General features: G+C 65.2%; 25 protein-coding genes and 1 tRNA gene. 11 read left to right on the forward strand and 15 right to left on the reverse strand.

What is annotated here, in order from left to right:
* Positions 1–4 precede the first annotated feature (4 nt).
* From eutA to ehuR, 6 genes are all read right to left on the reverse strand, one after another.
* Positions 5–769 (reverse strand): ectoine utilization protein EutA, encoded by a 765-nt coding sequence (gene eutA / locus RA25_RS20185; RefSeq protein WP_039174734.1) that lies wholly within the window; start codon positions 767–769, stop codon positions 5–7.
* Between the two features lie 10 nt (positions 770–779).
* Complete coding sequence (locus RA25_RS20190; protein WP_039174735.1) at positions 780–1,217, reverse strand: universal stress protein; 438 nt, start codon at positions 1,215–1,217, stop codon at positions 780–782.
* Positions 1,218–1,229: 12 nt separating this feature from the next.
* Positions 1,230–2,516 (reverse strand): TRAP transporter large permease, encoded by a 1,287-nt coding sequence (locus RA25_RS20195; protein WP_039174736.1) that lies wholly within the window; start codon positions 2,514–2,516, stop codon positions 1,230–1,232.
* A gap of 10 nt (positions 2,517–2,526) precedes the next feature.
* Positions 2,527–3,093: a TRAP transporter small permease gene (locus RA25_RS20200; protein WP_039174737.1), complete on the reverse strand. Its 567-nt coding sequence runs from the start codon at positions 3,091–3,093 to the stop codon at positions 2,527–2,529.
* Positions 3,094–3,163: 70 nt separating this feature from the next.
* Complete coding sequence (locus RA25_RS20205; protein ID WP_039174738.1) at positions 3,164–4,180, reverse strand: TRAP transporter substrate-binding protein; 1,017 nt, start codon at positions 4,178–4,180, stop codon at positions 3,164–3,166.
* 95 nt (positions 4,181–4,275) lie between these two features.
* A complete protein-coding gene (ehuR, locus tag RA25_RS20210; RefSeq protein ID WP_029204841.1) occupies positions 4,276–5,670 on the reverse strand; it encodes a MocR-like ectoine utilization transcription factor EhuR in 1,395 nt (464 codons plus the stop codon).
* A gap of 390 nt (positions 5,671–6,060) precedes the next feature.
* Here ehuR and RA25_RS20215 point away from each other — a divergent pair, with 390 nt between their 5' ends.
* From RA25_RS20215 to RA25_RS20260, 10 genes are all read left to right on the forward strand, one after another.
* Positions 6,061–7,380: a serine/threonine protein kinase gene (locus RA25_RS20215; protein WP_039174739.1), complete on the forward strand. Its 1,320-nt coding sequence runs from the start codon at positions 6,061–6,063 to the stop codon at positions 7,378–7,380.
* Between the two features lie 11 nt (positions 7,381–7,391).
* Positions 7,392–8,723 carry an FHA domain-containing protein gene (locus tag RA25_RS23350; protein WP_052254321.1) on the forward strand — a complete coding sequence of 444 codons (1,332 nt, stop codon included), beginning with the start codon at positions 7,392–7,394 and terminating at the stop codon, positions 8,721–8,723.
* Positions 8,707–9,678, forward strand: coding sequence for a PP2C family protein-serine/threonine phosphatase (locus RA25_RS20225; protein ID WP_039174740.1), 972 nt, complete (start codon positions 8,707–8,709; stop codon positions 9,676–9,678). Before RA25_RS23350 ends, RA25_RS20225 begins: the two co-directional genes overlap by 17 nt.
* Entirely contained in the window at positions 9,675–10,865 is a 1,191-nt protein-coding gene (locus tag RA25_RS20230) for a hypothetical protein (RefSeq protein WP_039174741.1), read from the forward strand. Before RA25_RS20225 ends, RA25_RS20230 begins: the two co-directional genes overlap by 4 nt.
* A gap of 77 nt (positions 10,866–10,942) precedes the next feature.
* Positions 10,943–13,003, forward strand: coding sequence for a dynamin family protein (locus RA25_RS20235; RefSeq protein ID WP_019296517.1), 2,061 nt, complete (start codon positions 10,943–10,945; stop codon positions 13,001–13,003).
* Entirely contained in the window at positions 13,000–13,962 is a 963-nt protein-coding gene (locus RA25_RS20240; RefSeq protein ID WP_039174742.1) for a dynamin family protein, read from the forward strand. Before RA25_RS20235 ends, RA25_RS20240 begins: the two co-directional genes overlap by 4 nt.
* 60 nt (positions 13,963–14,022) lie before the next feature.
* A complete protein-coding gene (locus RA25_RS20245) occupies positions 14,023–14,400 on the forward strand; it encodes a hypothetical protein (RefSeq protein WP_019296519.1) in 378 nt (125 codons plus the stop codon).
* Positions 14,400–15,170, forward strand: coding sequence for a hypothetical protein (locus RA25_RS20250; protein ID WP_039174743.1), 771 nt, complete (start codon positions 14,400–14,402; stop codon positions 15,168–15,170). The genes RA25_RS20245 and RA25_RS20250 overlap by 1 nt, the downstream gene beginning before the upstream one ends.
* Positions 15,171–15,295: 125 nt before the next feature.
* The gene (locus RA25_RS20255; RefSeq protein WP_019296521.1) at positions 15,296–15,778 is read left to right on the forward strand and encodes a GNAT family N-acetyltransferase; all 483 of its coding nucleotides are present in this window, start codon (positions 15,296–15,298) and stop codon (positions 15,776–15,778) included.
* A gap of 35 nt (positions 15,779–15,813) precedes the next feature.
* Positions 15,814–15,890, forward strand: a tRNA-Arg gene (locus RA25_RS20260).
* Positions 15,891–15,985: 95 nt separating this feature from the next.
* Here the strand turns inward: RA25_RS20260 and RA25_RS23510 are convergent.
* The 9 genes from RA25_RS23510 to cofG all read right to left on the reverse strand — a co-directional run bounded on the left by RA25_RS23510 (position 15,986) and on the right by cofG (position 23,701).
* Entirely contained in the window at positions 15,986–16,207 is a 222-nt protein-coding gene (locus RA25_RS23510) for a tyrosine-type recombinase/integrase (protein ID WP_446720389.1), read from the reverse strand.
* A 157-nt stretch (positions 16,208–16,364) separates the two neighbouring features.
* Entirely contained in the window at positions 16,365–16,988 is a 624-nt protein-coding gene (locus RA25_RS20265; RefSeq protein ID WP_039174744.1) for a TetR family transcriptional regulator C-terminal domain-containing protein, read from the reverse strand.
* 180 nt (positions 16,989–17,168) lie between these two features.
* A complete protein-coding gene (locus RA25_RS20270) occupies positions 17,169–18,209 on the reverse strand; it encodes a TIGR03842 family LLM class F420-dependent oxidoreductase (RefSeq protein WP_019296524.1) in 1,041 nt (346 codons plus the stop codon).
* A gap of 25 nt (positions 18,210–18,234) precedes the next feature.
* Positions 18,235–18,903: an NADPH-dependent F420 reductase gene (gene npdG, locus RA25_RS20275; protein WP_039174745.1), complete on the reverse strand. Its 669-nt coding sequence runs from the start codon at positions 18,901–18,903 to the stop codon at positions 18,235–18,237.
* Positions 18,900–19,673 carry a coenzyme F420-0:L-glutamate ligase gene (cofE, locus tag RA25_RS20280; protein WP_019296526.1) on the reverse strand — a complete coding sequence of 258 codons (774 nt, stop codon included), beginning with the start codon at positions 19,671–19,673 and terminating at the stop codon, positions 18,900–18,902. Before cofE ends, npdG begins: the two co-directional genes overlap by 4 nt.
* The gene (gene cofC / locus RA25_RS20285) at positions 19,670–20,329 is read right to left on the reverse strand and encodes a 2-phospho-L-lactate guanylyltransferase (RefSeq protein ID WP_019296527.1); all 660 of its coding nucleotides are present in this window, start codon (positions 20,327–20,329) and stop codon (positions 19,670–19,672) included. Before cofC ends, cofE begins: the two co-directional genes overlap by 4 nt.
* Positions 20,326–21,294 (reverse strand): 2-phospho-L-lactate transferase, encoded by a 969-nt coding sequence (gene cofD, locus RA25_RS20290; protein ID WP_039174746.1) that lies wholly within the window; start codon positions 21,292–21,294, stop codon positions 20,326–20,328. The genes cofC and cofD overlap by 4 nt, the downstream gene beginning before the upstream one ends.
* Positions 21,291–22,562 carry a 5-amino-6-(D-ribitylamino)uracil--L-tyrosine 4-hydroxyphenyl transferase CofH gene (gene cofH / locus RA25_RS20295; protein WP_039174747.1) on the reverse strand — a complete coding sequence of 424 codons (1,272 nt, stop codon included), beginning with the start codon at positions 22,560–22,562 and terminating at the stop codon, positions 21,291–21,293. The genes cofD and cofH overlap by 4 nt, the downstream gene beginning before the upstream one ends.
* Positions 22,559–23,701: a 7,8-didemethyl-8-hydroxy-5-deazariboflavin synthase CofG gene (gene cofG, locus RA25_RS20300; protein WP_082023122.1), complete on the reverse strand. Its 1,143-nt coding sequence runs from the start codon at positions 23,699–23,701 to the stop codon at positions 22,559–22,561. The genes cofH and cofG overlap by 4 nt, the downstream gene beginning before the upstream one ends.
* Before the next feature lie 257 nt (positions 23,702–23,958).
* Between cofG and RA25_RS20305 the strand changes: the two genes are divergently transcribed.
* The coding region (locus RA25_RS20305; RefSeq protein WP_039174748.1) for a Re/Si-specific NAD(P)(+) transhydrogenase subunit alpha at positions 23,959–25,274 on the forward strand (1,316 nt) is incomplete at its 3' end.

Genomic DNA, 25,274 nt, shown 5'->3' on the forward strand with positions numbered 1-25,274 from the left:
CTTGTTAGAGTTCAAACAGCCGGCCGTAGCCCGGCACCTTATCCGTTACCCCGGCCAGCCGCAGACAGCGCCAGACCATCGCCTGGTTTGAGCTGACCACCGGCTTGCCCAGCTGGTCCTCGATCCGCTGCACGCAAGCAGCGGCGCGCAGTGCGGTGCAGGACAAAAACAGCGCATCAGCCCCTGCATCGCAGGCGGCAATCCCCGCCTCGATGATGCTGTCCTCGGAGATCCGCGCCATCTGGCGGTCGTCGGTCAGACCGAAACAGGCGGCATTCACCACCTCCGGCCCGTGCGCCGAAAAATACTGTGCCATCTCTTCGGTGACTGCGGGGCTGTAGGGGGTCAGCAGTGACACCCGCTTGGCCCCCAGCGCGGCAAACGCATCAAACGCGGCAGAGCTGGGGGTGACGCAAGGCGTGTCCGGCTTGGCCGCGTTCAGATACCGAGTCACTGCATCGTTGCCCAAGACGATGGAGGCCGCGGTGCAGCCGTAAGCCACCACATCCACCTCTTCCCCCGGCAGGATCTGCGCCGCCGCCTCAGTCAGCCGCGGACCGGTCTGCAGCAGCGTTTCCTTTGTGGTCGGGTTCTCGAATTTGATGCGGTTCACATAGACGCCCACCCGGTCCGGGTCGCAGAGCCGGGCAAAGTCGCGCTCTGACGTGTGGTCGGTCGCCAGCGCCACCAGCGCAATTCGTTTGGGCACCGGGCGGTCGTCCAGCCGGGCAGGAACCCGTGAGGGCGTGGCATGGATATCAAGAGCCATTTTCTGTTTCCTAAACAATAAGAACCGGGGTTTCCGCCAGGCTCGTCACCTTGTGCGAGACGCTGCCCAGCAGGACGCCCTCCAAGGAGCCAAGCCCGCGGCTGCCGATCACAATAAGGTCATGCCCGTGCTCTTTGGCAAAGCCTGTGATGGTGCGCGCCACCGGCCCGGCTTTGACAAAGGCGCGGAGGTTTTGAACGCCGCCCTCCGCCGCCAGCGCCTTACCGCGCTCGGCCACCTCTCGGGCGTGGCTGCGCATGATTTCGTCCAGATCCTCGGGCTGATCCGGGCGCACCACATGCATCGAGGCCTCCAGCAGCGAATGGTGGCGGTACACTGTCAGCAGGGTCAGTTCCGCACCGCATAGCTGCGCCAGCTCTGCCGCCTTGGCGAGCGCGGCCTCCGCCCCTTGGGAGCCGTCAAAGGGCACCAGAATGGATGTGAACATCGCCGTGCCTCCTTACTTGGCAAAGGCCAGGTCGCGCAGGAACAGCGCAATCTGCGGGAAGAAGATCAGCGCTACCGACACCCCCAAAAGCATCAGAATGAACGGCGGGGTGCCGCGCACCACCTCGGCATAGGGGCGTTTGAACACGGCAATCGCGGTGAAGATATCGCAGCCGAACGGCGGCGTAGCAGAGCCAATGGCAACCTGCAGGGTGATGATGGTGCCGACCAGCACCGGGTCCAGCCCAACCGATTTCACTACCGGCGCAAACACCGGCACCAGCACCAGGATCACCACGATGGGGTCGACGAACATGCAGCCGATGAAAAACGCGATGGAGATCACAAACAGCACCCCGATGGCGCCCATCTCAGCAATGCCGATGGCCCCCAGGATTTGCTGCGGCACCTGTGCGAAGGAAATCACCCAGGAAAACGCTGCTCCAGCCCCCACCAGGATGAACACGATGGCAGTGATCAGCCCGGTGGATTTGGCGGTGTCATAGACATCCACCAGCGCCATCGAGCGGAACACCAGCACCTCCAGGACCAGAGCATAAAGCACACAGGCCGCTGCCGCCTCGGTCGGGCTGAACACACCGCCGTAGATGCCGCCGATGATGATCACCGGGAACCCCATCGGCCACAGCGCCTGCCGCATAGTCCTCAGCCGCTCGCCCCAGCTGGCTTTGGGCTCTGCCGGTACATTGTTGCGCACGGCATAGATGTAGGCATAGACGGAGAACAGCAGCAGGATCAGCAGCCCCGGCCCGATGCCCGCAATGAACAGCTCGGCAATCGAGGTGCTGGAGACCACGCCGTAGATGATCATGCCGATCGACGGCGGGATCAGAAAGGCGATGTCGCTGGCATTAACGATCAGGGCCAGCACAAAGCTGTCCTTGTACCCCGCCTGCAGCATCCGCGGCCGCAGGGGCGAGCCGATGGCGACGACGGTTGCTTGAGTCGATCCCGACACCGCGCCGAACATGGTGCAGGCGGCGGCGGTGGAAATCGCCAGCCCGCCGCGGATATGCCCCACATAGGCCATCACGACATTGATCAGCCGCCCGGCCGACTGGCCGCGGGTCATGATGTCGGCGGCAAAGATGAACATCGGCACCGCAATCAGCGAAGCAGGCCGGATTCCGGCCAGCATCTGCTGCACCATGGTCTCTGTCCGGGCGAGATCGCCGAACAGCATCAGAAAGCCGATGAACGCGCCGGCAATCAGCGGGATCATCATCGGAAAGCCCAGCAGGAGCAGGACAATCATGGTCAGGAAAATGGTTGCAGCCATGGGTCCGTCCTCAGATTTCGATTTCTTCTGCGTCCTCGTACCCCTCCTGCACATGGGTGGAGAGGTAGATGCCGCTGGAGGTCAGATTGCGCACCGCGGTCAGCAGGTACTGGGCGCCGGTCATGAAGAAGCCCGCAGGCACCCAGACCAGGATGACCCAGACCGGGATCTGCAGGGCGGGCAGAACACGCCCGCGCGACGCCTGCGCGCCGATGTATTTCACCGCGTAAAAGCACAGCAGAAACATGAAGCCCGCGGTGACCAGCGAAATCACCACCACCATCACCTTGCGCAGATGCGGCGGCAGCAGGTCATAGACCGCTGACATCCGGATGTGGCGGGCATTGCGGGCGGCATAGCTGATGCCCGCAAAGGTGATCAGGATGATCAGGATCCGGTTCAGCTCTTCGGAAAAGAAGATCGAGTTTCCCAGCACAAAGCGGCCCACCACATTGGCCACGGTATTGGCCGCCATCAGCAGCACGCCGGCGGCCAGCAGGAACGACTCGATGCGGCTGATGGCGCTGTCGATCACACCCAGGAAACCGGGCAGCGCGGAGTCATGTGTCTGGTGCATTCCTTCCTCCCCGAGGTCTGCGCACCGCTGAGCAGGCAATACCTGCTCAGCAGCGATTGCAGTGAAGGCCTCAGTTGGCGGTGGCCGCTAGATCCGCTTTCATCTGCTCCAGGATCGCAGCGCCGCTGTCGCCGGTCATCTCGATGAACTTGGCTTCAACCTCTGCCGCGGCCTCCTTGAAGCAGCTGCGCTGCTCGTCGGTCAGCACCGTCACCTGCATCTCAGGCTTGGCCTCCATGATCTTCGCCAGCTCGGTCTCTGCCGCCTGCTGCTGGTAAACCACGGTGTGGTCATAGGCTGCCGTGGCCGCATCCTGCACCAGCTGCTGATCCTCGGGGGAGAGGCCGTCGTAGAAGTCCTTGTTGGCCATCACTGCGGTGGTGAAATTGTTGTGGCCGGCATAGGTGATGTAATCGGTGACCTCATAGATCTTGGTCGAGTAGAGGAAGAACGTCGGGTTCTCCTGCCCCTGGATCACATTGGTCTGCAAACCGCCGTACACCTCGCCCCATGGCAGCGGCGTCGGGGTGGCGCCAAAGGCCTTGTAGCTTTCCACCAGCAGCGGGTTGGTCATCACCCGGAACTTCACCTCGTCCAGATCGGCGCAGGTGGTCACCGGCGTCTTGGTGGTCATCGCCACCTCGCCCTCGGGGAACATGTTCAACAGCTCCAGCCCCTGATCGGCATAAAGCGGCTTGAACATACCGTTGATCGCCTTGCTCTCCTTGTAGAAGCGCGCCAGGTGGTCCTGATCGGTCGGCAGCAGATAGGGCACAAAGAACACCTGTGCCTCAGGGATCAAGGAGCCGGTAAAGCCCGGCGATTGGTCGACGAACTGCAGGATGCCGTCCTGGGTCTGCTCCATGATGTCGGCGGATTCGCCTAGGGTGCCATAAGGGAACAGCTGGATCTCGTGATCCGAGTGCGCCTCGATCTCTTCCTTGAACTTCTGCGCATAGACGCCCTGCACATCGGTCATCGCCTCCTCAAAGGCATACCGCCAGGTGTCCGCCTGCGCCGCGCTGCCCGCCAGGGCAATGCCCGCCGCCGCCAGGGCGGCGAAGCTGAATGTGACTGTCTGAGCCATGATTTCCTCCCAAGTCTCACCGGTGCCTGAGCACCGCTGCGACAGACTTGAGAGGAATTGTACTGCATGTCAATTTTTTTATTGTTGCAGGACAATCAGTATGTGAAGGGCGCGACCCCTTCCGGCGGGCGGCCCAGCATTCCGGCGATCAGCTCCAGCGCTTGGCGGAAGCGGTCCTGATCCTGCACGCTGCCCAGCGACACCCGCACCGCGTTCTGCGGTGGGGTTTTGGGCGTCAGGAACGGCGCATCCGGGGCGACCGCCACTTTCAGCTCCTGCGCGTAAGAGACAAAGCTGGCGGTGGTCCAGCCCGCGGTCAGCGGCAGCCACAGGTGCAGCGCCGACGGATGCCCCTGCCAATCCCAGCCCTGCAACACCTCTTCGGCAATGGCATACCGCTCCGCCAGAGCCCGGCGCTGCCACTGGGCCAGCTCCAGCGCGGTGCCGTCCTGCACCCAGCGGGTGGCCAGCTCGCACATCAGGGGTGTCGCCATCCAGCCGAACACGACAATCCGCCCGGTCAGCGCAGGAAGAAGATGCTCCGGCGCCGCCAGGTAACCGGCGCGCAGCCCCGACACCGTGCATTTGGTGAAGGTCGTCAGGTAAATCGACCGCTCCGGCGCCAGCGCCGAAACCGGCACGGGGCGGTCCTCCGCCACCGGGCCGAAGGCATCGTTTTCGATGATGTGCAGATCATATTTGCGGGCAATCTCTACCAGCACCCTGCGACGCTCTTCCGGCATCATCCCGGCAGTAGAGTTGGCCAGAGACGGCAGCAAAAACAGCACTTTGGGCGATTGCTCCCGGCAGTAACGCTCCAGAGCGTCCGGCAGAATGCCATCGCTGTCCGTCTCCAGTCCGGCCAGGGTCAGCCCCAGATAGGAACAGCCCGACACCAACAGGTGATGGGTGATCTTGTCCGACACCACCGTGTCGCCCGGCCGGGTCAGCGCCGACAGCGCCGCCGACATGCCGTGGCTCACACCGTTGGTCATTATGATCCGCTCTGCCGCCACCTCCAGCCCGCAGATCCTCAGCCACTCTGCCCCGGCAGCCCGGTGCAAGTCATGACCCACGTTCGGACGGCACGACAGGAAGTAGCTCGGATCCAGCGCCTCCGGCAGTTCCGCCAGGGCCTGCTGGAACCGCTCCGCGTGCTGTTGCGAAAACAGTGGCCGCGAGATCGACAGGTCAAAGCCGCCGCCCTGTTCCGAACTCAGCTGAAACGGCTGGTCATTATTCGTATCGGGGTCCAGAACATAGCTGCCACGCCCGACTTGGCCGTCGATCAGGCGCTGCCTGCGCAGCCCCTCATATGCCTTGCTCACGGTGTGCACGCTAAGCCCTAGTTCCTCAGCCATTTTGCGGTGGGTCGGCAGCTGCGTGCCCTTGGGGAGCCTGCCGTCCGATATGGCCCTGGCAATGGCTTGCGTAAGGCTGGCGTGCAGGGGCGGGGTCAGGCTGGCGGGGTCAGGGTACCATATTGTCATGCGACAATTGTACCGGTGATTGGCTGCAAAGCCCATCACAATTTCCTGCCAAGTTGTTTTTGCGGAGAATCAGCTGCAGCCAGTGCGTTTGCAGGGGTCCGGTCTGTATCGCGGCCCTGAGGGTCTGTTGCCGATACCAGAGCGGCCCGTTCTGTGCGGCGGGCCTCCGCCGGGGGAGATAGCCCTGCAGTTTAACTAACTTCAAAGCAACTAGCCGGTGCGCTGTTAACCCAATGTTTGCTGCCCTTTTGAGAGGATTGCGGCGAAAATACGGCGGATCTGCCGCAATTGCCCGAATGGAGCCGTGAACATTCCCCATTCCGCCGGCAGCGTTAAGGTCCGCCCGCGCCCTTTTGGCCGGGGACCGAGCTGCCAGGAGGAAATGACGCCGTGCCGCACGACCTATCTTCCGCCGATCCGGCGCACACCTGCGAACTGCCCTGCGGCTTCAAGCTGCTTCAGGGCCAGTACCAGATTGAGCGCCCGCTGATCAGCGGCGGCTTCGGCATCACCTATCTGGCGCGCGACAGCCTGGAGCGGCGGGGGGGGATCAAGGAATGCTTTCCGGCGGGGCTTTGCCGCCGTAACGGGCCGGAGGTGGAACCGTCGGCGCCGGAACACGCCAAGTCCTGCCGCAACGTGCTGCGCGCCTTCCTGCGCGAGGCGCATCTGCTGGCCCGCGCCGAGCATCCCGGCATCGTCGGCGTGCATCAGGTCTTCAAGGAAAACCAGACCGCCTATATCGCGATGGAGTTCATCGACGGGCTCGACCTGCTGACCGTGCGCGAGGAGCAGCCGGACCGGCTGACCGCGCCGGTGCTGCGGCAGATTCTGACCCAGGCGCTGGAGGCGCTAGGCTGCGTGCACAAGCTGGGCATCCTGCACCGCGACATCTCGCCCGACAATCTGCTGTTGGGCCAGGACGGCACCCTGACGCTGATCGACTTCGGCGCCGCGGCGGGCAGCACCCCCAAGGACGATACCGCACTGCCGATGCTGCTGGCGGTCAAGGACGGCTATTCGGCGCATGAGCTGTACAAGCCCGACCTGCCACAGCGCCCGGCCTGCGATATCTATGCGCTCGGCGCCACCTTCTATTACCTGATCACCGGGGAACCGCCCGCGGGCAGCCAGCAGCGGCTGAATGCGGTGATGGCGGGCAACCCCGACCCTTGCCCGCCGCTGCTGGGCGGGCCTTGGGCAGCGGATCCGGCATTGCTGGCCACTGTTGATCAGGCGATGTCGGTGCCGCCCGCCGAACGGTTCCAGTCCACCCGCGCCTGGGCAGAGATGCTGGCGGAATGCGATGCCGGGGATCCGGTGGCGGAGGCTGCGGGCATGCCGGGCGAAGATCCTGACCCTGCCGATAATGGCGCTCTGGACGCAACCATCGCCGACCTGGTGGCCGCGACCAACTCCAGCCTGACTCCCGGCCAGCCGCGCACCGCGCGCAAGGAGCCGGTGCCCGCCGCTGAGCCAGAAGCCCCCCGCCAGATGGTCAACCTGTTTGGCGAGCCGGTCAGCGATCTGGAAGCCTGGCTGGCGGAGGAAGACGCCCGCACGCGGCGCAGCCGCAACGCGCCTGCCGCCGAACAGCCGCCGGCTTCGGCAGCAGACAGCGGTGCAGAAGCGGACAAACCCACATTCGCAGGCCGCCTGCGCAGAATTTTCGGGTTCCAGGACGGCACCCCGGCAACCGTTAAGAACTGAAGGGAACGGCAATGAAATTCATCAAGGATATCATCGGTGAGAAGCGGGAACGGGTGCGGGCGGAGGCTGCAGGCCACCCCGCCGCCGAACCGGTGCAGCCGCCTGCGCGCGACCCGTTTGACAGCCTCGCTGCCGCACCTGAGGCGGAGCAGCCCAGCGTGCCCTTCAGCCTGGACCGCGGTTTCCAGCTGGACCCGGAGCCGGAGACCGCGGCAGAGGACTATGTTCTGCCCGAGGATTTCCTGGAGGAAGACAGCCCGGAAGGCGCCCGTCAGGACGGGCCGCAGGACAGCGCGGAGGAGTATCTGGACAGTCTGGGCGAGCCAGGACCGGAGGACGATGCCATCGCCGCCTTCTTTGCCCGTGAACAGGCGCAGGACTCGGCCCTGGATCCGGGTTCCGCCGCCGCGGCCCAGGAGTATGCTGAGAGTGATGATCCCTTCGCCGCCGCTTCAGAAGTAGAAGCCTATATGGAGGCGGAAGACGGCGAGGAACTGGACGCCTTTGCGGAGGAGCCGGACTTCAGCCGCCTGCAGCAGCAGGAGCCCGCCGCGGAGCAACCTGAAAGCTACCGGGTTTTCCACCGCAAGTCCGCATCTGCCCCTCAGCCGGAAGTGCAGCCCGAACCGGAACTGCTACCTGAACCGGCCCCGCAACCTCAATACGGAATGGATGCACCCGCGCCGGCCCCCGCAGAGGCACAGCCAGCCCCTGTACCTCAGATGCAGTCAGCCCCCCCGCCTGCAGCCGAGGCGCCGCAGAAAACCGCGCCTGCTCCGCAGGCCGCTGAGCCGCAGGGTCCGCCCACGGCTGCGGCTCCGATCGACGTGCCCGCGCCCTCAATGGGCCGCGGCGCCAGCCGCGCGGGCCGGGTCAAAACCCGTCTGCTGGGTTTCAGCCCGGCGCAGGCACCCGGCAGCGATCCCTTCGCGCGCAGCACCGAGGAGGCTGCGCCCGGCTACACCCAGTTCCCGGTTGGCTGGCTGGCGGTTGTGCAGGGGCCGGGCCGCGGTGCTGCCTTTACCCTCTTCAGCGGTGTGACGGTCATTGGCCGCGGCGAGGATCAGACCGTGCGGCTGGATTTCGGCGACAACAGCATCTCGCGCGACAACCACGCCGCCATCGCCTATGACCCGGAGCAGAAGGCGTTTTACATCGGCCACGGCGGCAAGGCCAACCTGGTGCGCCGCAACGGCCGCCCGGTGCTCAGCACCGAAGAACTGGCGGCCGGCGACGAGATCCGCATCGGCGAAACCACCCTGCGGTTCGTGCCTCTGTGCGGTGCCTCTTTCGGCTGGGATCAGCCGCAGCAAGGTGAAGGTTCCAATGCTGCATTCCGCTGACCTGGAGTACGACGCCGCAACGGCCATCAGCCAGGGCCGCCGTGAGCGTCAGGAAGATGCTGTCGCCGCCGATTTCCTGGCTGGTGCCGGCACCGGCTTTGCGGTGCTGGCCGACGGCATGGGCGGGCACGCGGCCGGCGATGTGGCCGCCAGGATCGTGGTGACGGAGGTGTTTGCGGAGCTGAAGCTGCGCACCGGCGAGCCGGAGCAGCTGGAGCCCGCCATCGGCGCGGTGCTGCACAGCGCGGCCGACGGCGCCAACGCTTGCCTGGGCGAATATGCCAGCCACCAGCCGCAGGTACAGGCGCAGGGCATGGGTGCCACCCTGCTGGCGCCGGTGCTGTTCCGCGACCGGCTCTACTGGATTTCGGTCGGGGATTCACCGCTGTACCTGTTCCGCGACGGCGCGTTGATCCGCCTCAACGCCGATCATTCGATGGCGGCGGAACTGGAGAAGCTGGTCGCCCGCGGCCGCCTGGACCCGGCTGAGGCCGCCGCCCACCCGGACCGCCATTGCGTGACCTCGGTGCTGACCGGCGCCGATATCCCGCTGGTCGACTGCCGCAGCGCACCGGTGCGGCTGCAACACGGCGACATCGTGCTGGCCGCTAGCGACGGGCTCTTGTTCCTGGCAGAGGAGGAGATTGCCGAGGTGCTGGCCGCCGAATGCCACAGCCCCAGCGCCCGCATCGGTGCGGCGCTGATGCGGCGGCTGGAGGCGCTGGACGCGCCGGAGCAGGACAACGCGGCTTTCTGCGTGATCAAGCCGTTTGACCCGCGGGCGCCTGGACCTGCCGTTGCAGGCGCTCCTGCGGCGCCAGCGCCGGAACAGCAGCCGCCCGAACCCGCCGCCGCACGCCAGCGCGCAGGCCGACGGGTTGTCACCTTCATGGCCGCATCCTCCTGGCGCGACGCGCCGGAGGCGGGCCGCAGCAAAACGGATGCATCCGCGTGAGCCTTCCTCAAAGAGACATAAGCCCGCTGGCAGGCCAGCTGGAACAGACCCTCAGCGCGGGCTGTCTGCCGACGGAGGTCAGCGGCTGGGGCAGCAAGCTGTTGCAGCGCCTGCGCCAGCCGGTGCGGGTGGCGGTTGCAGGGGCTGCCGGCAGCGGTAAATCCGCCCTCATCGACATGCTGCTTGGCCGGGTTGTGATCGGCCGCAACGGCGGCGGCCTGCTGGTTGATGTCTGTTATGGCACCGAGGAAATGGCAGAAATTGAGACTGCCGCGGGCAAGCGGCTGCAAATGTCCGGCTTGCTGGCGCAGATGGAGCTGCCGCAGGACGCCTGCCGGGTGCGCCAGACTCTGACCGATCCGCGCCTGCGCTGGCACAGCTACCGCGAACTGCCGCTGGCAGGTCCGCAATCCGAGCGGCAAGACATGCTGCAGCAGGCCGCCGCCAGCGCCGACATCATCCTGTGGTGCAGCCAGGAATTCACCGCAGGTGAACAGGCGCTCTGGGCCGCGGTGCCGGACAGCACCAAGGATCACAGTTTCCTCGTGCTCACCATGGCCGACCGTCTGGTGATGCGCGGCACCCTGCCTGCCTTGATCGAAACGCTGGAGCCGGTGGCGGCAGAGGAGTTTCTGGGCGTCTACCCGGTTGCCGCGATCCAGGGGCTGACCGCCCGCACCGCCGGGGCCCCGCAGGACGGGCTGTGGCGTTCCAGCGGAGGCAGGCAGCTGAGCGAGGATATCCAGCGCCAGGTCGACCAGGGCCGCGCCTCTGACGTTGATCAGGCAGAGCTGCTGATCCGCCAGTTCGGCGGCACCCTGCCAGCTGAGACTGCGCCTGCTGTTCCGGCGCCGGCGGCTGCCGCCGCACCGCAGGCTGCCAGCCTGGCCGCTGCGCTGGATCAGCTGCAAACCGGCGCCGAGGCGATGCTGGCCGAAGCCGAAGCCGCCGGCGGCCCGCAGGCCGCCCCGGTCCTGGCGCAATGCATGGAGATGATCCGCAGCCTGTCCCAATCGCTCGACGCTATGCCCGCCAGCGCCGCGGTGGAGGCTGCCCGCGAGGCCGCGCAGGACGGCGAGGAAATGCTGATGCTGTGCCAGCTGGAACAGGACGAGGACGCGGCGGTCGATGCGGTGACGCTGCTGATCCAGCTGAAGAAGGAACTGATGGTAGAGCCGCCCGGATAGGGGCGCAAAACCCCGAGACCCGCGTGCCGGGCAGCAGACCAAAACTCCGAAGCAGGACACGAAATACAGGCCCCGCCATGAACATGGAAAACCAGATCGAGAGCGCCACCGACATCCGCGCCTCCGCCCGCCCCACCAACCTCGGCGCCGGGCTGGAGCCGCTGGCGGATTTCGCCCGCAAGGCGCGGCGGCTCGATGGTGCGCTGACTACCCTGCTCGGCGTGTCGGGTGAACGGGTGAAGCGCAGCCTGACCCGCTTGCAGGAGGAACTGGGAACCTTCGAGCCCAGCGTCACTCTGCTGGGGCAGGTGAAATCCGGCAAGACCTCGCTGGTCAATGCGATGGCCGGCTGGGCCGACCTGCTGCCGTCAGACGTGAACCCCTGGACCTCGGTTGTGACCTCGCTGCACCTGGAGCCGGGCGAGACCCGCACCGGGAACAAGGCCTGTTTCCAGTTCATGACCGAAGATGAGTGGGACCGGCTGACCACCAAGGGCGGCCGCATCGGCGAAATGGCTGGCCGCGCCGGCGCGGATAGCGAACTGCAGAAAATCCGCACCCAGATAGAGGAAATGCGCGACCGCTCCCGCCAGCGTCTGGGCCGCAAGTTCGAACTTTTGATGGGGCAGAAGCACGACTATGGCTATTTCGACAAGAACCTGATCGAACGCTACATCTGCCTGGGCGATGACTTCGGCGACGAGGAGCCGGGCACGGTGGACGAACAGGGCCGCTTTGCCGACATCACCCGCGCCGCCGATCTGTTCCTCAACAGCCGCTCGGTGCCGCACCGGCTGTGCCTGCGCGACACGCCGGGCGTCAACGACACCTTCATGATGCGCGAACAGATCACCATCCAGGCGATCCGCGACAGCCGCATCTGCGTGGTGGTGCTGTCGGCGGGACAGGCGCTGACCTCTGTCGACATGGGGCTGATCCGGATGATCTCCAACCTCAAGTCGCGTGAGGTGGTGATTTTTGTCAACCGCATTGATGAGCTGGCCGATCCGGCAAACCAGATTGCCGAGATCGAGGCCAGCATCCGCCAGACGCTGGAAACCCACCATGGGCCGCAGGAGGCCGAGATCATCTTCGGCAGTGCTTACTGGGCCAACCAGGTGCTGACCGGCGGGCTGGAGGATATGGACCCGTCCAGCTCTGCCGCGCTGCTGAATTGGGCCGAGGCCTCGGTCAATGCCTCCCATGCCAAGGCCACCCCCCAGAACATGGTGTGGGAGCTGTCAGGCCTCCCGGCCCTGAACCGCGCCGTGTCCGAGCGCATCGTTGCCGACCTGGGCACGCCGCTGTTGCAGCGCATTGCCGCCACCGCCACCACAGCCGCCACAGGCCAGCAGGCCGCCAATGCAATCCTGGTGCAGGGTGAAGGCAGCACAGGCGGTGCCAATATGCACGACGTCCGCACCGCCTTCGAAGACATCTGCCAGACCCATCTGGAGGCAATGGACGCAGAGGCCGGCCAGGTGCTCAATGCTTTCCGCGACCGCGCCGACCGGGCCCATGCCACCTTCACCGACCGTGCCACCCACGCGCTGATCGACCATTTGGAAAAATGGGGCGAGGATTGCCACTGGGAATACGACCCAGCCGGGCTGCGGATGCTGTTGCGCTCTGCCTACTCGGTGATGACCAGCCGTCTGCAATCTGCTGCGCAGAATCGCTACGAGGCTGCGGTGCAGGATGTGGCGGAGCTGCTCTATGACGGTTTCGGCCCGGCAGTGGAGGGCATCCAGCTGGCAGTACCCGACGTGCCCCAGCCTGCCTCCCCGGTGGCGCTGGCTCAGTCAATCGCGCTGGATTTCAACGACAGCTGGTGGGCTTCCTGGTGGCGCCGCACCCGCGGCTACAAGGCCTTTGCCAAACAGTTCCGCAGCCTGATCGAAGGCGAGACCGAGGATTTCATGACCCAGCTCAAGACAGTGCAGACCGCCGACGTCCGCGCCGCTGTCCTCGCGCGGCTGCAGGGCTTCTTCGACGGCCAGCGTGACATCCTGCTCGAGATCGCCGATTGCCGCCGCGGCGGCGGCGACATGCAGGCGCTGTTTGCGGGCGACGAGGCCCGCTATCAGCAGACTCAGACGACTACTGCCTTGGAAACACTCAGGAGTTTCACCGCATGACGTATCAGACTGCCCAGCACGCCCCGGCGCCGCTGCCTCCCGAACCCGCCCCGGCCCGCAAGCCGCGGCTGGCGCTGATGGGCGAATTCAGCGCCGGCAAAAGCACTCTCACCAATCTGCTGGTGGGCCAGCAGCCGCTGCCCACCCGCGTCACCGCCACCCGCCTGCCGCCGGTCTGGATCTCTCACGGGGCGGAGGGCGCCTGCCTGACCGGCACCGACGGCAGCGAGACCCCCGTGCGGCTGGAGGATCTGGACGATGTGCCGCTGGAAACCACCGCACTGATCCGCCTGACTCTGCCGGCCGAGGCGCTGGAGCTCTGCGATCTGATCGACATGCCCGGGATCTCCGACCCCAACATGCCCGCCAGCGTTTGGCAGAACCTGCTGCCGGAGGTGGACAGCGTGATCTGGTGCACCCATGCCACCCAGGCCTGGCGCCAGTCAGAAGCGGCGGTATGGGAGGAAATCTCTGCCCGGCTCGACGCCCCCAGCACCCTGCTGATTACCCATTTCGACAAGCTCAAGACCCCGCGCGACCGTGACCGGGTGCTGCGCCGGGTACAGAAGGAAACCGGCGATGGCTTCAATGCGGTGTTCCCGCTGTCGCTCAGCCAGGCGCTGGCCGCGGGCGAGGATATGGAGGCCTGGAAGACCAGCGGCGCTGACGGGTTCATCGAATACCTGGTCGACCTGCTCTTGAACTGGGCGCAGCCGCACCGTCCCCGCCCTGCGTTGAAGCCTGCCACTGCCACGGAGGCGCTGCAGCCGGACCAGCAGCTGCGGGCAGAGGTGCTGGACATCGGCGGGATGCGCGATAGCAGCCCCCAGGCGGACCCTCAGGCACAGCCGCAGCTTCAGGCGGCCGCCGCCAATGAGGGCCCCCGGGTGATGCCGCGCCGGGTCTCTGCCCCCTCCCGGCGCAGCCAGCGCCCCGAACCCCCCACTGACGGAGACTGACGCCGCCATGCTGCCAGCACCTGCTCGATTTGATGCACCACCGCGCGGCTGGGATAGGCCATGACCCTTGCCCGCCAGCTCGACGCCCTGCGCCATTTTGAACCCGGCTGCCGCCTGGCCGCCTTTGGCGACCTCGGCGCCAGCATTGTCCTGCGCAGCAGCAGCGATGGCGGCCATCCGCAGGAATATCTCGACGACCTTTGCCAGCAGGCCCGCCGCGGCTTCCTGGCATTGGATGCAGCAGTTCAGGCCGGCGGCGCCGCCAATACGCCCGCGGATGACGTTCTGCTGCTCGCCCCGGGCGAGGCTCGCCTGTTCCTGCGCGCTGGTGGCGGCTCCGGCGATGCTGTGCTGTGTATCTGCGACGACGCAGAGGCCGCCGCCCGGTTGGCGGCCCCGGCCCGGCAGCTGCTCGCGCGCCAGAAAGGCGGTATGTGATGGCGACTCCCGCGCAGCGCCCCCCGCGGCCTGGCAGTGCCGCCGCCTCAGCCCTGCAGCAGGCGCTGGTCCGGCTGGCGCAACCCGGCGGCAATGCCGGTGCAGAGGCGACAGACAGTCTCGGCGCCGCAGTGCTGCGCGAAATCCGCGATACCGTGCTGCCGCGCGAAATCATCCTTTACATCCGCCAGCAGCCCGCCGCGGTCCTCACTGTGGTGCATCGGAGGCTTGCAGGCATCCGCCTGAACGGCTGCACGGACCCCTCCACTGCTGCCGAGGATCCGGAAGCCGCAGCCCAGCTCTTTGCTGCCCGCCTGCGGCAACTGGATGCTCAGGCCCGGGATCAGGCTTTCAGTTTTCGCCGCCGGCCTTGCGCCGTGCCGCAAGGTGCGGGCAGCTGCACCGCAGGGACCTTGGCCGCCGCCCTGACCGCAGGGGGCAGCAGCAGCCGGCTGGACAAGTTTCGCGCCCAAGCCGAAGTGCAGGCTGTTGCATGGCTTCACTGCCCGCGACACAGCGCACAGACGCAGGCGGGCGGCTCGGACGCGCTGCTCACCCGGCTGGATGCGGTACGAAAGGCGCTCACCTCCAAATCGGCCCGCCCCGCCTCTGCCCGGATGCCTGTGCCAAAACCGGACTGCCTGCTGCTGCCGGTCACGCCGCAACTGCACATCCTCGCGGCCTCCGACGGCGGCGCCTTGCTGCTCCTGGCACTGCCGCCGGAAGCTGCCCGTACCCTGATGGCCATCTGGTGCAGCCTCTACCGCTGACATCCCCGGCCTTGCCTAAAAATCAGGCATCACCTGCGTTGGGGGTGCATTAGAGCGCCTGCGCGATTGCCATCCGCCGCTGGCCGGGCAATACCTTAGGGCAACCCGCCCGATGGACTTTGACGATGACCGACACAGCCTTTGACATCGCCGCCGCCCGCCCCTCTGATCCAGAGGCTGCCGCCCTGATCCGCCGCCATCTGGCGCAGATGGCAGCGCAATCGCCTGAGGAAAGCTGCCATGCCATGGACGCCAGCGGTCTGGAGGGGCCGGAGGTGCAATTCTTCCTGCTGCGACGGGACGGCCAGGCGCTTGCCATGGGGGCGCTCAAGGACCTGGGCGATGGCACCCGCGAGCTGAAGTCGATGCACACACTGGCAGGGGCCCGCGGCAGTGGCGCAGGCCGTGCCATGCTGGCCTTCCTGCTGGAGCTTGCCCGCCGCAGCCATGCGGTCGCGGTCTACCTCGAGACCGGCTCCACCGAGGATTTCCTGCCCTCGCGGCGTTTGTACGAATCCTTTGGCTTTGCCCCTTGCCCGCCGTTTGCGGATTATGCCGAGGATCCGTGGTCGGTCTTTATGCATCTGGATCTGCGCGCCGCGGCTTGACCCCCGGGGGCAGCCTGTCATAACTGGCGCAGAGCGGTCCCTTAGCTCAACTGGATAGAGCAGCTGACTTCTAATCAGCAGGTTGAGGGTTCGAGTCCTTCAGGGATCGCCATTTTCTCCTTTAAAATCAGTTAGTAAGTAGCGTCTTTGACCTTGGGCCGTATATAGTAGGTCCATACAAGGGCCAATTTCGGGGCTGCTGGAATTTCAGCTTCCATTCATGATCTCCCTCGCCCTGTCCGCGACATCCCTTTTGGCGAACTTGGCGTACTTCTGTGTCTGGGTCACAGTGGCGTGTCCGAGAAGGTGGGATACCTTCTCTAGCCTCATACCATTGTTCAGCATCCGGGTGGCGTAGGTATCCCGTTGAGGAGGGCACGGTGTTCGTATGTGTTCATGCAGCCGGTGAGGACACTGCGAACCAAGCAGCGCAGACCGTGCTTAAGGCAATTACCATTGGCCCGGCTATGCGGCCGCTATTCGCGCTTGTTTTTTGAATTCTGTACAGTTCAGAGGTTTAACACCCTGTTCCTTGCATATCTTCGGGCGTGGCCTGCTGAAAATATAGCTCAGCTAAACTCGCACCTTAAACGGCGAGCAATTTTTTGTACATTTCTAAGAGAAATGCTTCAGCCTCAACATATCTGTCTTCCGCCTTGCTGGGAGCAATTTCCGCGATTTGTACGTCGAAGTCGGCATAGTGCTGCGTGGTTGCCCAAATCGAAAACAGAAGGTGATGCGGATCCACAGATGCAATCTTTCCGTCATCCATCCATTCTTCCAGCAGCAGGATTTTTGCGCTGTAGAGCTCTTTGAGAGGGCCAAAGATTTCGCTGCGGGAACGCGGCAGCCCGCTCAGGACCTCATTGGCAAAGAACTTGCTTTCCTTGGGGAAGCTTCGTGACACGTCCAATTTTCGCCGGATGTATTCGCAGATTTCATCAATAGGTTCGCCGTGCGGGCTCAGCATGCTCAACGGTGCCATCCACAGCTGCAGTGTTCGGCCCATAAGCTCCCGCCGGATCGCGTCCTTGCTTTCAAAGTAATAAAGCAGGTTGGGAGTAGTCAGCCCTGCTGTTTTGGCAATCATGTTGATAGATGCGCCGGAAGAACCATGACGGGAGAAGACTTCAAGCGCCGCGGCCATGATTTGTTCTGTTTTCTGACGCTGGATCTTGGTCTTCGGTTTCTCTGATGCCATGCGCGCCATGCGGAATCCGCCATTTCATATCAATCCGACTCGGCGCTGTCTTGGCACAACTCGGGGGGGAAGGCCAGCGGGCGGTCCGGTGGGCGGTCCGACGGCGGCTGCGGGCAGCAAAAACCGGCGGGCAGGGGAGGCTGCCCGCCGGAAGGCTGTGCCGTCAGGGGAGATGGCTGGCGTCAGCCCTTAGGAGGCAGCCAGCATCGGGGAGGATACGGAACCGTCCTCCCGGAAGGCCGGGATGATGTGATCGCCGTAATCGGCGATGATCTTCTCCTCGTCGCCGCTGTCCAGATAGATGTTGAACTGGGTGGTGCCAGCGGCCTCCAGATCGCGGATCTTGGCGATATGCTCATCCGGGGTGCCGAGCACGCAGAAGCTCTTGACGATGTCCTCGGTGATGAAGTCGAGATAGGGGTTATCGCTCTGGCCGTGCTTGGAATAGTCGTAGCCTTTGCGGTTCTTGATGTAGTCGGTCAGGCTGGTCGGGACATGATCGCCGCCGGTGCCGTATTTCTCGACGATGTCAGCGACGTGGTTGCCGACCATGGCAGGGAACCACTTGGTCTTCTCGATGCCTTCCTCGATTGGGCCGGTGTGGGCGGGCGCCGCGGCCATGACGCGGTAGTTTGACATGTCGCGGCCTTCAGCCTCACCGCCGGCCTTGGCCTGATCGGCCAGCCATTTGATGATCTTGGGCTCGGCGATCTGCAGCACCACGCCGTCGCCGACCTTGCCGGCCGAAGCCAGCGCCTTGGGGCCGTAGGCGCCGATCCAGACCGGCAGCTCATAGCCCTGCGCCCAGGGGAATTTCACCGGCTCGGGGCATTCGCCGTACTGCACTTCCTCGCCGCGGATCAGCGATTTGACCACGTGGGTGAACTCTTCCATCCGCTTGATGGTCGAGGGCTTCTTGCCCATCACCCGCACGGCGCTGTCGCCGCGGCCGAGACCGATGTCGAAACGGCCGCCGGACTGTTTCGCCAGCGAGCCGAACAGCGAGGCCGCCACCGACCACTCGCGCGAGTTCGGGTTGGTCACCAGCGGGCCGAAGCGCATGTTGGTGGTGTGCTCCATGCACATCGCCATGGCGACGAAGCTTTCGCGCCACAGGATGTGGCTGTCGTAGAACCAGCAGTAGGTGAAGCCTGCGTTCTCGGCCTGGCGGACCAGCGCGCGGGCGCGTTCGGGCTCAACGAAGCCCTTGAAGCAAATACCGAATTCCATGTGTGTTTTCCTCCTCGTTGGAATCTCAGTGATCGGGGGCCCAGATGCGGATGCCCGCATGGGTGAAGGGCACCGCCTTGGAAATGTTCTGGCGGATCAGGATCGGGGTGATCGCCTCGATGCAGCGGGCGGCCTCGGCGTCGCCGGCGTTGTAGGCCTGGACATCCAGCGCGCCGACCAGCTCCATCACCTTCTTGCGGGCAGGCAGGCTGTTGCCGCAGACCAGGATGTCGCAGTTGATCGGCCAGTCCAGGTTGTTGAGCGTGGTGGCCGACACGTTGTGCAGCGCGCCGATCACCGGGATCTCGTCGCCTAGGAGCGCCTGCGCGGCCTCGGTGGCGGAGCCTTCGGTCGGCATTTCCAACTTCTTGGGGTCGCCTTCCTTGAGCGGCACCACGATGTCGACCAGGATCTTGCCCGCAAGGCCCGGCTTCAGCGCCTTGAGCGTGGCGTTATGGGCGGAGAATGGCACCGCGAGGATCACCATCTCATCCGCAGCTGCGGTGGCGGCTTCATTGCCGAGGCCGGTGATTTCGGCGGCGCCCGCGGGCAGTTTCGCCATCAGCTCTGCTGCGATGCCGGCGCTGCGCTCACCGTCGCGCGAACCCAGAGCCACATTGATGCCGGCGCGGGCAAAGCGCAAAGCCAGACCCTGTCCCTGCGGCCCGGTGCCGCCAATGATTGCGATCCTCATCGGAACATATCCTCCTGTTTTTTCCTGAGTATGTCGGCGCCGCGGCTGTCGGCGGGCTGCCAGTCGAGCCCGCGCAGAAGCACCGCCGGTGTCTTTCCGTTCTTGCGCACCACCAGCCCCGAGGCGGCGGCGATTTCATCGGCCAGTGCCGGTTCAGTCACCTGCAGCGGGCGGCCCCAGGCGTCGCTTTTGCCCTGTTCGCGGATGGTCGCTGGCACTTTGGCCAGGCCGATCGCCACATTGACCTGGCCCAGCCTCCAGGGGCGGCCGAAGGTGTCGGTCATTACCACGCCGATCTCGGCGTCAAAACGGTGCGACAGATCCTGCTGCAGCCGGGCGCAGCTGGCATCCGGATCGGGCGGCAGTATCATCGCCGCATCTTCCTCGCCGAAATTCGACTCATCCACCGCCGCATTGGCTGAGATGAAGCCGAGCCGGTGCTCGCAGATCATCGTGCCCTCGTTCTGGTCCGGGCGGCGGAAGGCGCGCACCACGCGGGTGCTTTCGCGCAGGACGATCTCGACCTTGCGCGGGTCCTTGTTCAGCTCTTCGGCGTATTTCAGCGCCTCCGCCGACGGCGTCACCGAGGCCAGCGGGATGATGCAGTCCTCGGCCTTGGAGAAGACTTTTTGCGCGACGCAAAGGATGTCGCCGCGTTTGAGCGGCATGCCGGCCCGGTCCAGGCAATCGCCCAGAACCGCGGCTAGATCGTCGCCGTTGCGGATGTCCGGCACACCGGGAATGGCGGTGAGAGAGACGGAAAGGCTCATTGCGCGCCCTCCCGCGCCAGTGCCTGCGGGTTATGGGCCAGCAGGTGATCAAGATCCTCGGCTGTATCGACGTCAATGCGGAGGCTGGCCAGCGGCAGCACCCGGGGGCAAAGCCCGGCGGCCTCTGCCGCGTGCAGATGCGCGATCAGAGACTTCGGCCCGTAGCGGAACGGGAAGGGGCAGGGCAGGGGCGCCAGCAGTGCATTGGTCCCCAGATCCTTGGCCGGGCAGAACAGCGCGCTGTTGTTATCCAGCGGGTGTGCCAGCAGCCGGGTGAGGTCGTCCGTGGACGGGGCGGCGAGATCGCCGGGCAGAACGCAAAGCGCACTGTATCCCTGCTGTGCCGCCCAAACGGCGGCGGCCTCCACTGCCAGCGACAGCGCGCCGGGGTCCTGGTCGTCGATGCAGATGAGGCCGCCCTGACGGGCGATCCGGGCAATCACCGGGCTGTTGCTGACCACGGCAATATCCGCCGTGCCGCCGGGGAGGCGGGCCAGGGCCTCTTGCAGTTTCGCGACGGTGGCCTGGAACAGCCCTTCCGCCAGCACCCTGCGCTCCTGCGGGGTGAGGGCGACGGCGAGCCGGGTCTTGGCCTTTGACGGGTCCTTCATCGGGATCACGGCGAGCCGCTTGCCGGTACCTTGTTGCGGGGTCATGCGGTTGCCTCCAGATGGACCGGAGCAAATGCCAGGTCGACGATTTCGCGGGCCAGCCGGGTCTTGTCCTCATGGGTTTTCATCAGGATGCGGCTGCAGACCGGCTCCAGCCCTTCGGCGCGGATGGCGCCCGCCAGCGACGCGTCGGCGTGGTCGATGAACAATGTACCGGCGAGGCCGCGGTAGCGGCGGGCAACGCCAAGCGCGTCTGCCTGCTCCCCCAGCGCCTGCATCATCCGGTCGGCGGGGCCTTTCACAACCTTGCCGTCAATGAAGGGGCTGACAGCGATCTTGGGCGCGGCGGAGGCCTGCACCGCGTCCGCTATGCCTGGAATGCCCAAGATCGGGGCAATGCTGACCAGCGGATTGGACGGTGCAATCACGATCAGGTCTGCTGCGCGGATTGCCTCCAGCGCCTCCGGCGTTGGGCGGGCCCGGGCGAGGCCTTCGAAGGCCAGTTCCCGGACCTCCGGCGCGCAGCGTTCGCGCACGAAATACTCCTGGAAACTCAGCCAGCCCGCATCGGTGCGCACCCGGGTTTGCACGGTGCCGTCGGTGGGCAGCAGGATCTCTGCCGTGACGCCAAAGGCGCGGGCAACGTCACGGGCGATCTCGCTGGGCCGGTCGCCGCGAAGCCGCCGCATGGTGCGGTAGATGTGCAGGCCGAAGTCGCGGTCGCCCAGCGACATCCAGGTGTCCGCGCCCAGTTTGGTCAGCGTTTCCAGCGCCCGGTGGCCCTCATCCGCGACGCCCCAGCCCTGGCTGCGGTCGATCACATCCGCAAGGCTGTAGGTCAGCGTGTCGATATCGGGCGAGACCCAGAGGCCGTGGAAGGCATCGTCATCCGCCACATTGCCGATCACCGAGAGCTGCACATCCGGCAGGGCTGCCAGCCCCTCGGCCATCTTGGCGCCGCCGACGCCGCCGGCCAGCAGCGTCACCTTATGCTTGCCTGCGCCGCTCATTCCGCCGCCTCCAGCGCGGGGCGCTCCGGGAACATCTCCAGAAACGCCAGCGGGTCGCGGCCCTGACGGTCCACCAGCGGCGCAATCACCTCGGGGTCGTGGTGTTCATAGACCTCACGGGTCTCGTAGATGGTGCTGCGGCGCACCGGCACCCGGCCCGCGGCGCGGATGATCTGCGCCAGCTCGCGGGCGGTGATTTCCTGGCCGTGGGCCGAGCCGGCCGCGCGGGAGATGCTTTCGTTCATCAGCGTGCCGCCTAGGTCGTTGACGCCGCGCGTGAGCATTTCCTGCGCCCGCGCCGCGCCCAGCTTGGTCCAGCTGACCTGGATGTTGTCGATCCAGCCGTGCAGCATGATGCGGGAGACCGCGTGCATCAGGTCCACCTCCAGCGGGGTGGGGCCGGGGCGCACCCTGTCCGGGTTCTGCGCCCAGAGGGGCGATTCCGTATGCACGAAGGAGAGCGGCACCAGTTCGGTAAAGCCGCCGGTGTCCTTCTGGATGTCGCGCAGGAGGCGGATGTGCGCCGCCCAATGCTCCGGCCTGTCGAGATGGCCGTACATGATGGTGGCAGTGGTCGGGATGCCAACCTCATGCGCGGCGCGGATGATCTCCACCCATTTCTCGGCGCTCAGCTTGTTCTTGGTCAGCTGCATCCGCACTTCGGTATCGAGGATTTCCGCCGCGGTGCCGGGCATCGAGCCGAGGCCCGCCGCCTTCAGATCGGCCAGGAAGTCATGATAGGACATCTTGGTCTTGGAGGCACCGTACCAAATCTCAAACGGCGAGAAGGCGTGGATATGCATGTCGGGCAGCGCCGCCTTGATGGCGCGCACGATGTCGCGGTAATAGGTGCCCTCCATCTTTGGGTGCAGGCCGCCCTGGATGCAGACCTCGGTTGCGCCGCGGTCCCAGGCCTGCTGCGCGCGCTCGACGATCTGCGCGGGCTCCAGCCACTCGGCGTCTTTGTCCTCGCTGCGCTTGGCAAAGCCGCAGAAGCGGCAGCCCATGTAGCAGATGTTGGTGAAGTTGATGTTGCGGTTGACCACGAAGGACACCCGGTCGCCGTTGGCGCGGCGTCGCAGCTCGTCGGCCGCGGCATAGACCGCTTCGGCATCGGCGCCCGTTGCGCGGAACAGCTCTGTGCCTTCGGCTTCTGACACCTCGCCGCCTTCCAACGCCAGTTCCAGAATGGCGCGAACCGGAGCGGAGGCGGCGCTGACGGCCGCCGGGACTGCGGCAAACTTCTCTGCGGGGGGTTGGATGGTCATGCTGTTTCTCCCATGTGCTGCTGGTCGCGTGCCAGTCCGTTGGCCTGCGCCATGCCGGAGGCGCGGGCCAGAATTTCCGGGTCGATGAAGCCGCTGCCGGCGGCCAGGTAGCTGGGGTAGACCGTCAGCCGCTCGCGCAGCTGGAACCCGGCCTGGGTGCAGGAGGCGGCAAGCTGGCGGATCTCCGGCCATTCATGCTGCGGATTGATGAAGTCGATGGTGACCGGCGAGATGCCGCCCCAGTCGTTGATGCCTGCGTCCAGGTAGGCCAGGTGGCGGGCGCTGAGGTTCGGCGGCGCCTGCAGGCTGATGTCCGGCGATAGGATGATGCGGGCCGCCGCGATGGTGCGCAGCATGTCTTCCAGCGGCGGCTCCGGGTGGTTCGCCATGGCGATATCTGGCTTGCGCTGGAAGTTCTGGATGATCACTTCCTGGATGTGGCCGTGGCGGGCGTGGGCGCCGTTGATCGCGTGCAGCGCCTCGATACGCTCTTCAAAAGTCTCGCCGATGCCGATCAGCAGGCCGGTGGTGAAGGGCACTTTCTTCTCGCCCGCCCGTTCTAGCGTGCGCAGCCGCTGCACCGGCACCTTGTCGGGGCAGGCATAATGCGGCTGGCCCTTGCGGGTCAGGCGGCGGCTGACGGTTTCCAGCATCATCCCCATCGAGGCAGAGACCGGCCGCAAGAGGTCAATCTCTTCGCTGGTCAGCGTGCCTGCGTTCACATGCGGCAGCAGCGCGGTTTCCCGCAGCACCAGCGCGCACATCTCGGCCAGATAGGCGGTCAGGCTGGAATAGCCGAGCCGCTCCAGTGCTTTGCGCGCCTTCTCGTAGCGCAGTTCCGGTTTCTCGCCGAGGCTGAACAGCAGCTCCTTGCAGCCTTCCCGCTCACCGCGGTGGGCCGTGGCCAGCACCTGCTCCGGCGTCATGATGTTCGCTTCGGGCGAGTCGGGATGCTTGACGAAGGTGCAATAGCCGCAGGTGTCGCGGCACATGTTGGTCAGCGGCACAAAGGCCTTGCGGGAATAGGTGACGGTGCGCCCCCAATGGGCATCGCGGATCTGGCGGGCACGGGCCATCAAGTCATGCAGGTCCCCGGCCGCCGCCCAGGATTCACTTGGTTTTTTCAGTAGAATGTTCATGGGCTCCTCCTGCTTTTAGGTTTGTGGGAGTCCTGGATTCTGTCAACCTAAAATTTGACTAGTAGATAAAAAACATGCCTGCAAAATACTGTAACTACAGGAAACAAAGCAAAAAAATATTGAATACCTGCTTACGTGATACAATTTTGTTGACTGAAAACTAAAAATTTGACTATCTGGTAAAAAAAGAAACATGATGAATGATGCCATCCGACTCACCTGTGGGGCGGGTCTGGCGCAATGGGAGGAGAACGGCCGTGCTGATTGGAACGCCAAAAGAGCTGGCGCCGGGTGAAAACCGGGTTGCGATGACGCCGGATTCGGCGAAGCAGCTGCAGAAGCTGGGCTATGAGTGCGCGATTGAGGCCGGGGCGGGCGCCGCTGCGGGCTTTTCCGATGCGGCCTATGAGGCGGCAGGCGTTGAGGTCATCAAGACCCCGGCAGCGCTGTGGAAGGCCTGCGATATTGTCGCCAAGGTGCGCCAGCCGGATGCAACCGAGCTGAAGCGGCTGACCAAGGGCAAGACGCTGATCTCCTTCTTCAACCCGGCAGGGAATGAAGAGGGGATGGAGCTGGCCAAGTCGAAGAAGGCCAATGTCATCGCCATGGAAATGGTGCCGCGGATTTCGCGCGCGCAGAAGATGGACGCGTTGAGCTCGATGGCGAACATCGCGGGCTACCGCGCTGTCATCGAGGCGGGCAACAACTTCGGCCGCTTCTTCACCGGCCAGATCACCGCGGCAGGCAAGGTGCCCCCGGCAAAGGTTCTGGTGGTCGGCGCCGGGGTGGCGGGGCTTGCCGCCATCGGCACCTCGACCAGTTTGGGCGCCGTGACCTATGCCTTCGACGTGCGCCCCGAAGTGGCTGAGCAGGTCGAGTCGATGGGCGCCGAGTTCGTCTATCTCGACTTCGAGGAGGAGCAGCAGGACGGCGCTGCCACCGGCGGCTATGCCTCGGTCTCCAGCCCGGAGTTCCGCGAAGCACAGCTGGCCAAGTTCCGCGAGCTGGCGCCGGAGGTGGACATCGTCATCACCACCGCGCTGATCCCGAACCGCGAGGCGCCGGAACTGTGGACCGAGGATATGGTTGCCGCAATGAAGCCCGGCTCGGTCATTGTCGACCTGGCAGCAGAGAAGGGCGGTAACTGCAAGCTGACCGTCATGGACGAGAAGATCGTCACCGAAAACGGTGTCACCATCATCGGCTACACCGACTTCCCCAGCCGCATGGCGGCGCAGTCCTCGAGCCTTTACGCGACAAACATCCGCCACATGATGGCTGACCTGACGCCGGAAAAAGACGGTTTGGTCAACCACAATATGGAAGACGACGTGATCCGCGGCGCGACCGTCACCTTTGAGGGCGAGATCACCTTCCCGCCGCCGCCGCCAAAGGTGCAGGCGATTGCGGCCAAGCCCAAGGAGGCCGTGCCGGAGCTGACGCCGGAAGAAAAGCGCGCCAAGGAGGTTGAGGCCTTCAAGGCGCAGACCAAGAGCCAGGTCACCATGCTGGCCGGCGGCGGCGCGCTCCTCTTGCTGGTGGGCCTCTTTGCACCGGTCAGCTTCATGCAGCA

The organism is Leisingera sp. ANG-S5 (assembly GCF_000813925.1).
In the GTDB taxonomy this organism is placed as follows: Bacteria; Pseudomonadota; Alphaproteobacteria; order Rhodobacterales; family Rhodobacteraceae; genus Leisingera.

Coding starts and splice junctions, on each gene's coding strand:
- RA25_RS20270 (WP_019296524.1), bottom strand. CDS start 18,209: ATGGAATTCGGTATTTGCTTCAAGGGCTTCGTTGAGCCCGAACGCGCC.
- RA25_RS20225 (WP_039174740.1), top strand. CDS start 8,707: ATGCTGCATTCCGCTGACCTGGAGTACGACGCCGCAACGGCCATCAGC.
- RA25_RS20240 (WP_039174742.1), top strand. CDS start 13,000: ATGACGTATCAGACTGCCCAGCACGCCCCGGCGCCGCTGCCTCCCGAA.
- RA25_RS23350 (WP_052254321.1), top strand. CDS start 7,392: ATGAAATTCATCAAGGATATCATCGGTGAGAAGCGGGAACGGGTGCGG.
- cofE (WP_019296526.1), bottom strand. CDS start 19,673: ATGAGCCTTTCCGTCTCTCTCACCGCCATTCCCGGTGTGCCGGACATC.
- ehuR (WP_029204841.1), bottom strand. CDS start 5,670: ATGACAATATGGTACCCTGACCCCGCCAGCCTGACCCCGCCCCTGCAC.
- RA25_RS20195 (WP_039174736.1), bottom strand. CDS start 2,516: ATGGCTGCAACCATTTTCCTGACCATGATTGTCCTGCTCCTGCTGGGC.
- RA25_RS20245 (WP_019296519.1), top strand. CDS start 14,023: ATGACCCTTGCCCGCCAGCTCGACGCCCTGCGCCATTTTGAACCCGGC.
- cofC (WP_019296527.1), bottom strand. CDS start 20,329: ATGACCCCGCAACAAGGTACCGGCAAGCGGCTCGCCGTGATCCCGATG.
- RA25_RS20265 (WP_039174744.1), bottom strand. CDS start 16,988: ATGGCGCGCATGGCATCAGAGAAACCGAAGACCAAGATCCAGCGTCAG.
- RA25_RS20255 (WP_019296521.1), top strand. CDS start 15,296: ATGACCGACACAGCCTTTGACATCGCCGCCGCCCGCCCCTCTGATCCA.
- npdG (WP_039174745.1), bottom strand. CDS start 18,903: ATGAGGATCGCAATCATTGGCGGCACCGGGCCGCAGGGACAGGGTCTG.
- RA25_RS20190 (WP_039174735.1), bottom strand. CDS start 1,217: ATGTTCACATCCATTCTGGTGCCCTTTGACGGCTCCCAAGGGGCGGAG.
- cofG (WP_082023122.1), bottom strand. CDS start 23,701: ATGAACATTCTACTGAAAAAACCAAGTGAATCCTGGGCGGCGGCCGGG.
- eutA (WP_039174734.1), bottom strand. CDS start 769: ATGGCTCTTGATATCCATGCCACGCCCTCACGGGTTCCTGCCCGGCTG.
- RA25_RS20235 (WP_019296517.1), top strand. CDS start 10,943: ATGAACATGGAAAACCAGATCGAGAGCGCCACCGACATCCGCGCCTCC.
- RA25_RS20200 (WP_039174737.1), bottom strand. CDS start 3,093: ATGCACCAGACACATGACTCCGCGCTGCCCGGTTTCCTGGGTGTGATC.
- cofH (WP_039174747.1), bottom strand. CDS start 22,562: ATGACCATCCAACCCCCCGCAGAGAAGTTTGCCGCAGTCCCGGCGGCC.
- cofD (WP_039174746.1), bottom strand. CDS start 21,294: ATGAGCGGCGCAGGCAAGCATAAGGTGACGCTGCTGGCCGGCGGCGTC.
- RA25_RS20205 (WP_039174738.1), bottom strand. CDS start 4,180: ATGGCTCAGACAGTCACATTCAGCTTCGCCGCCCTGGCGGCGGCGGGC.
- RA25_RS20250 (WP_039174743.1), top strand. CDS start 14,400: ATGGCGACTCCCGCGCAGCGCCCCCCGCGGCCTGGCAGTGCCGCCGCC.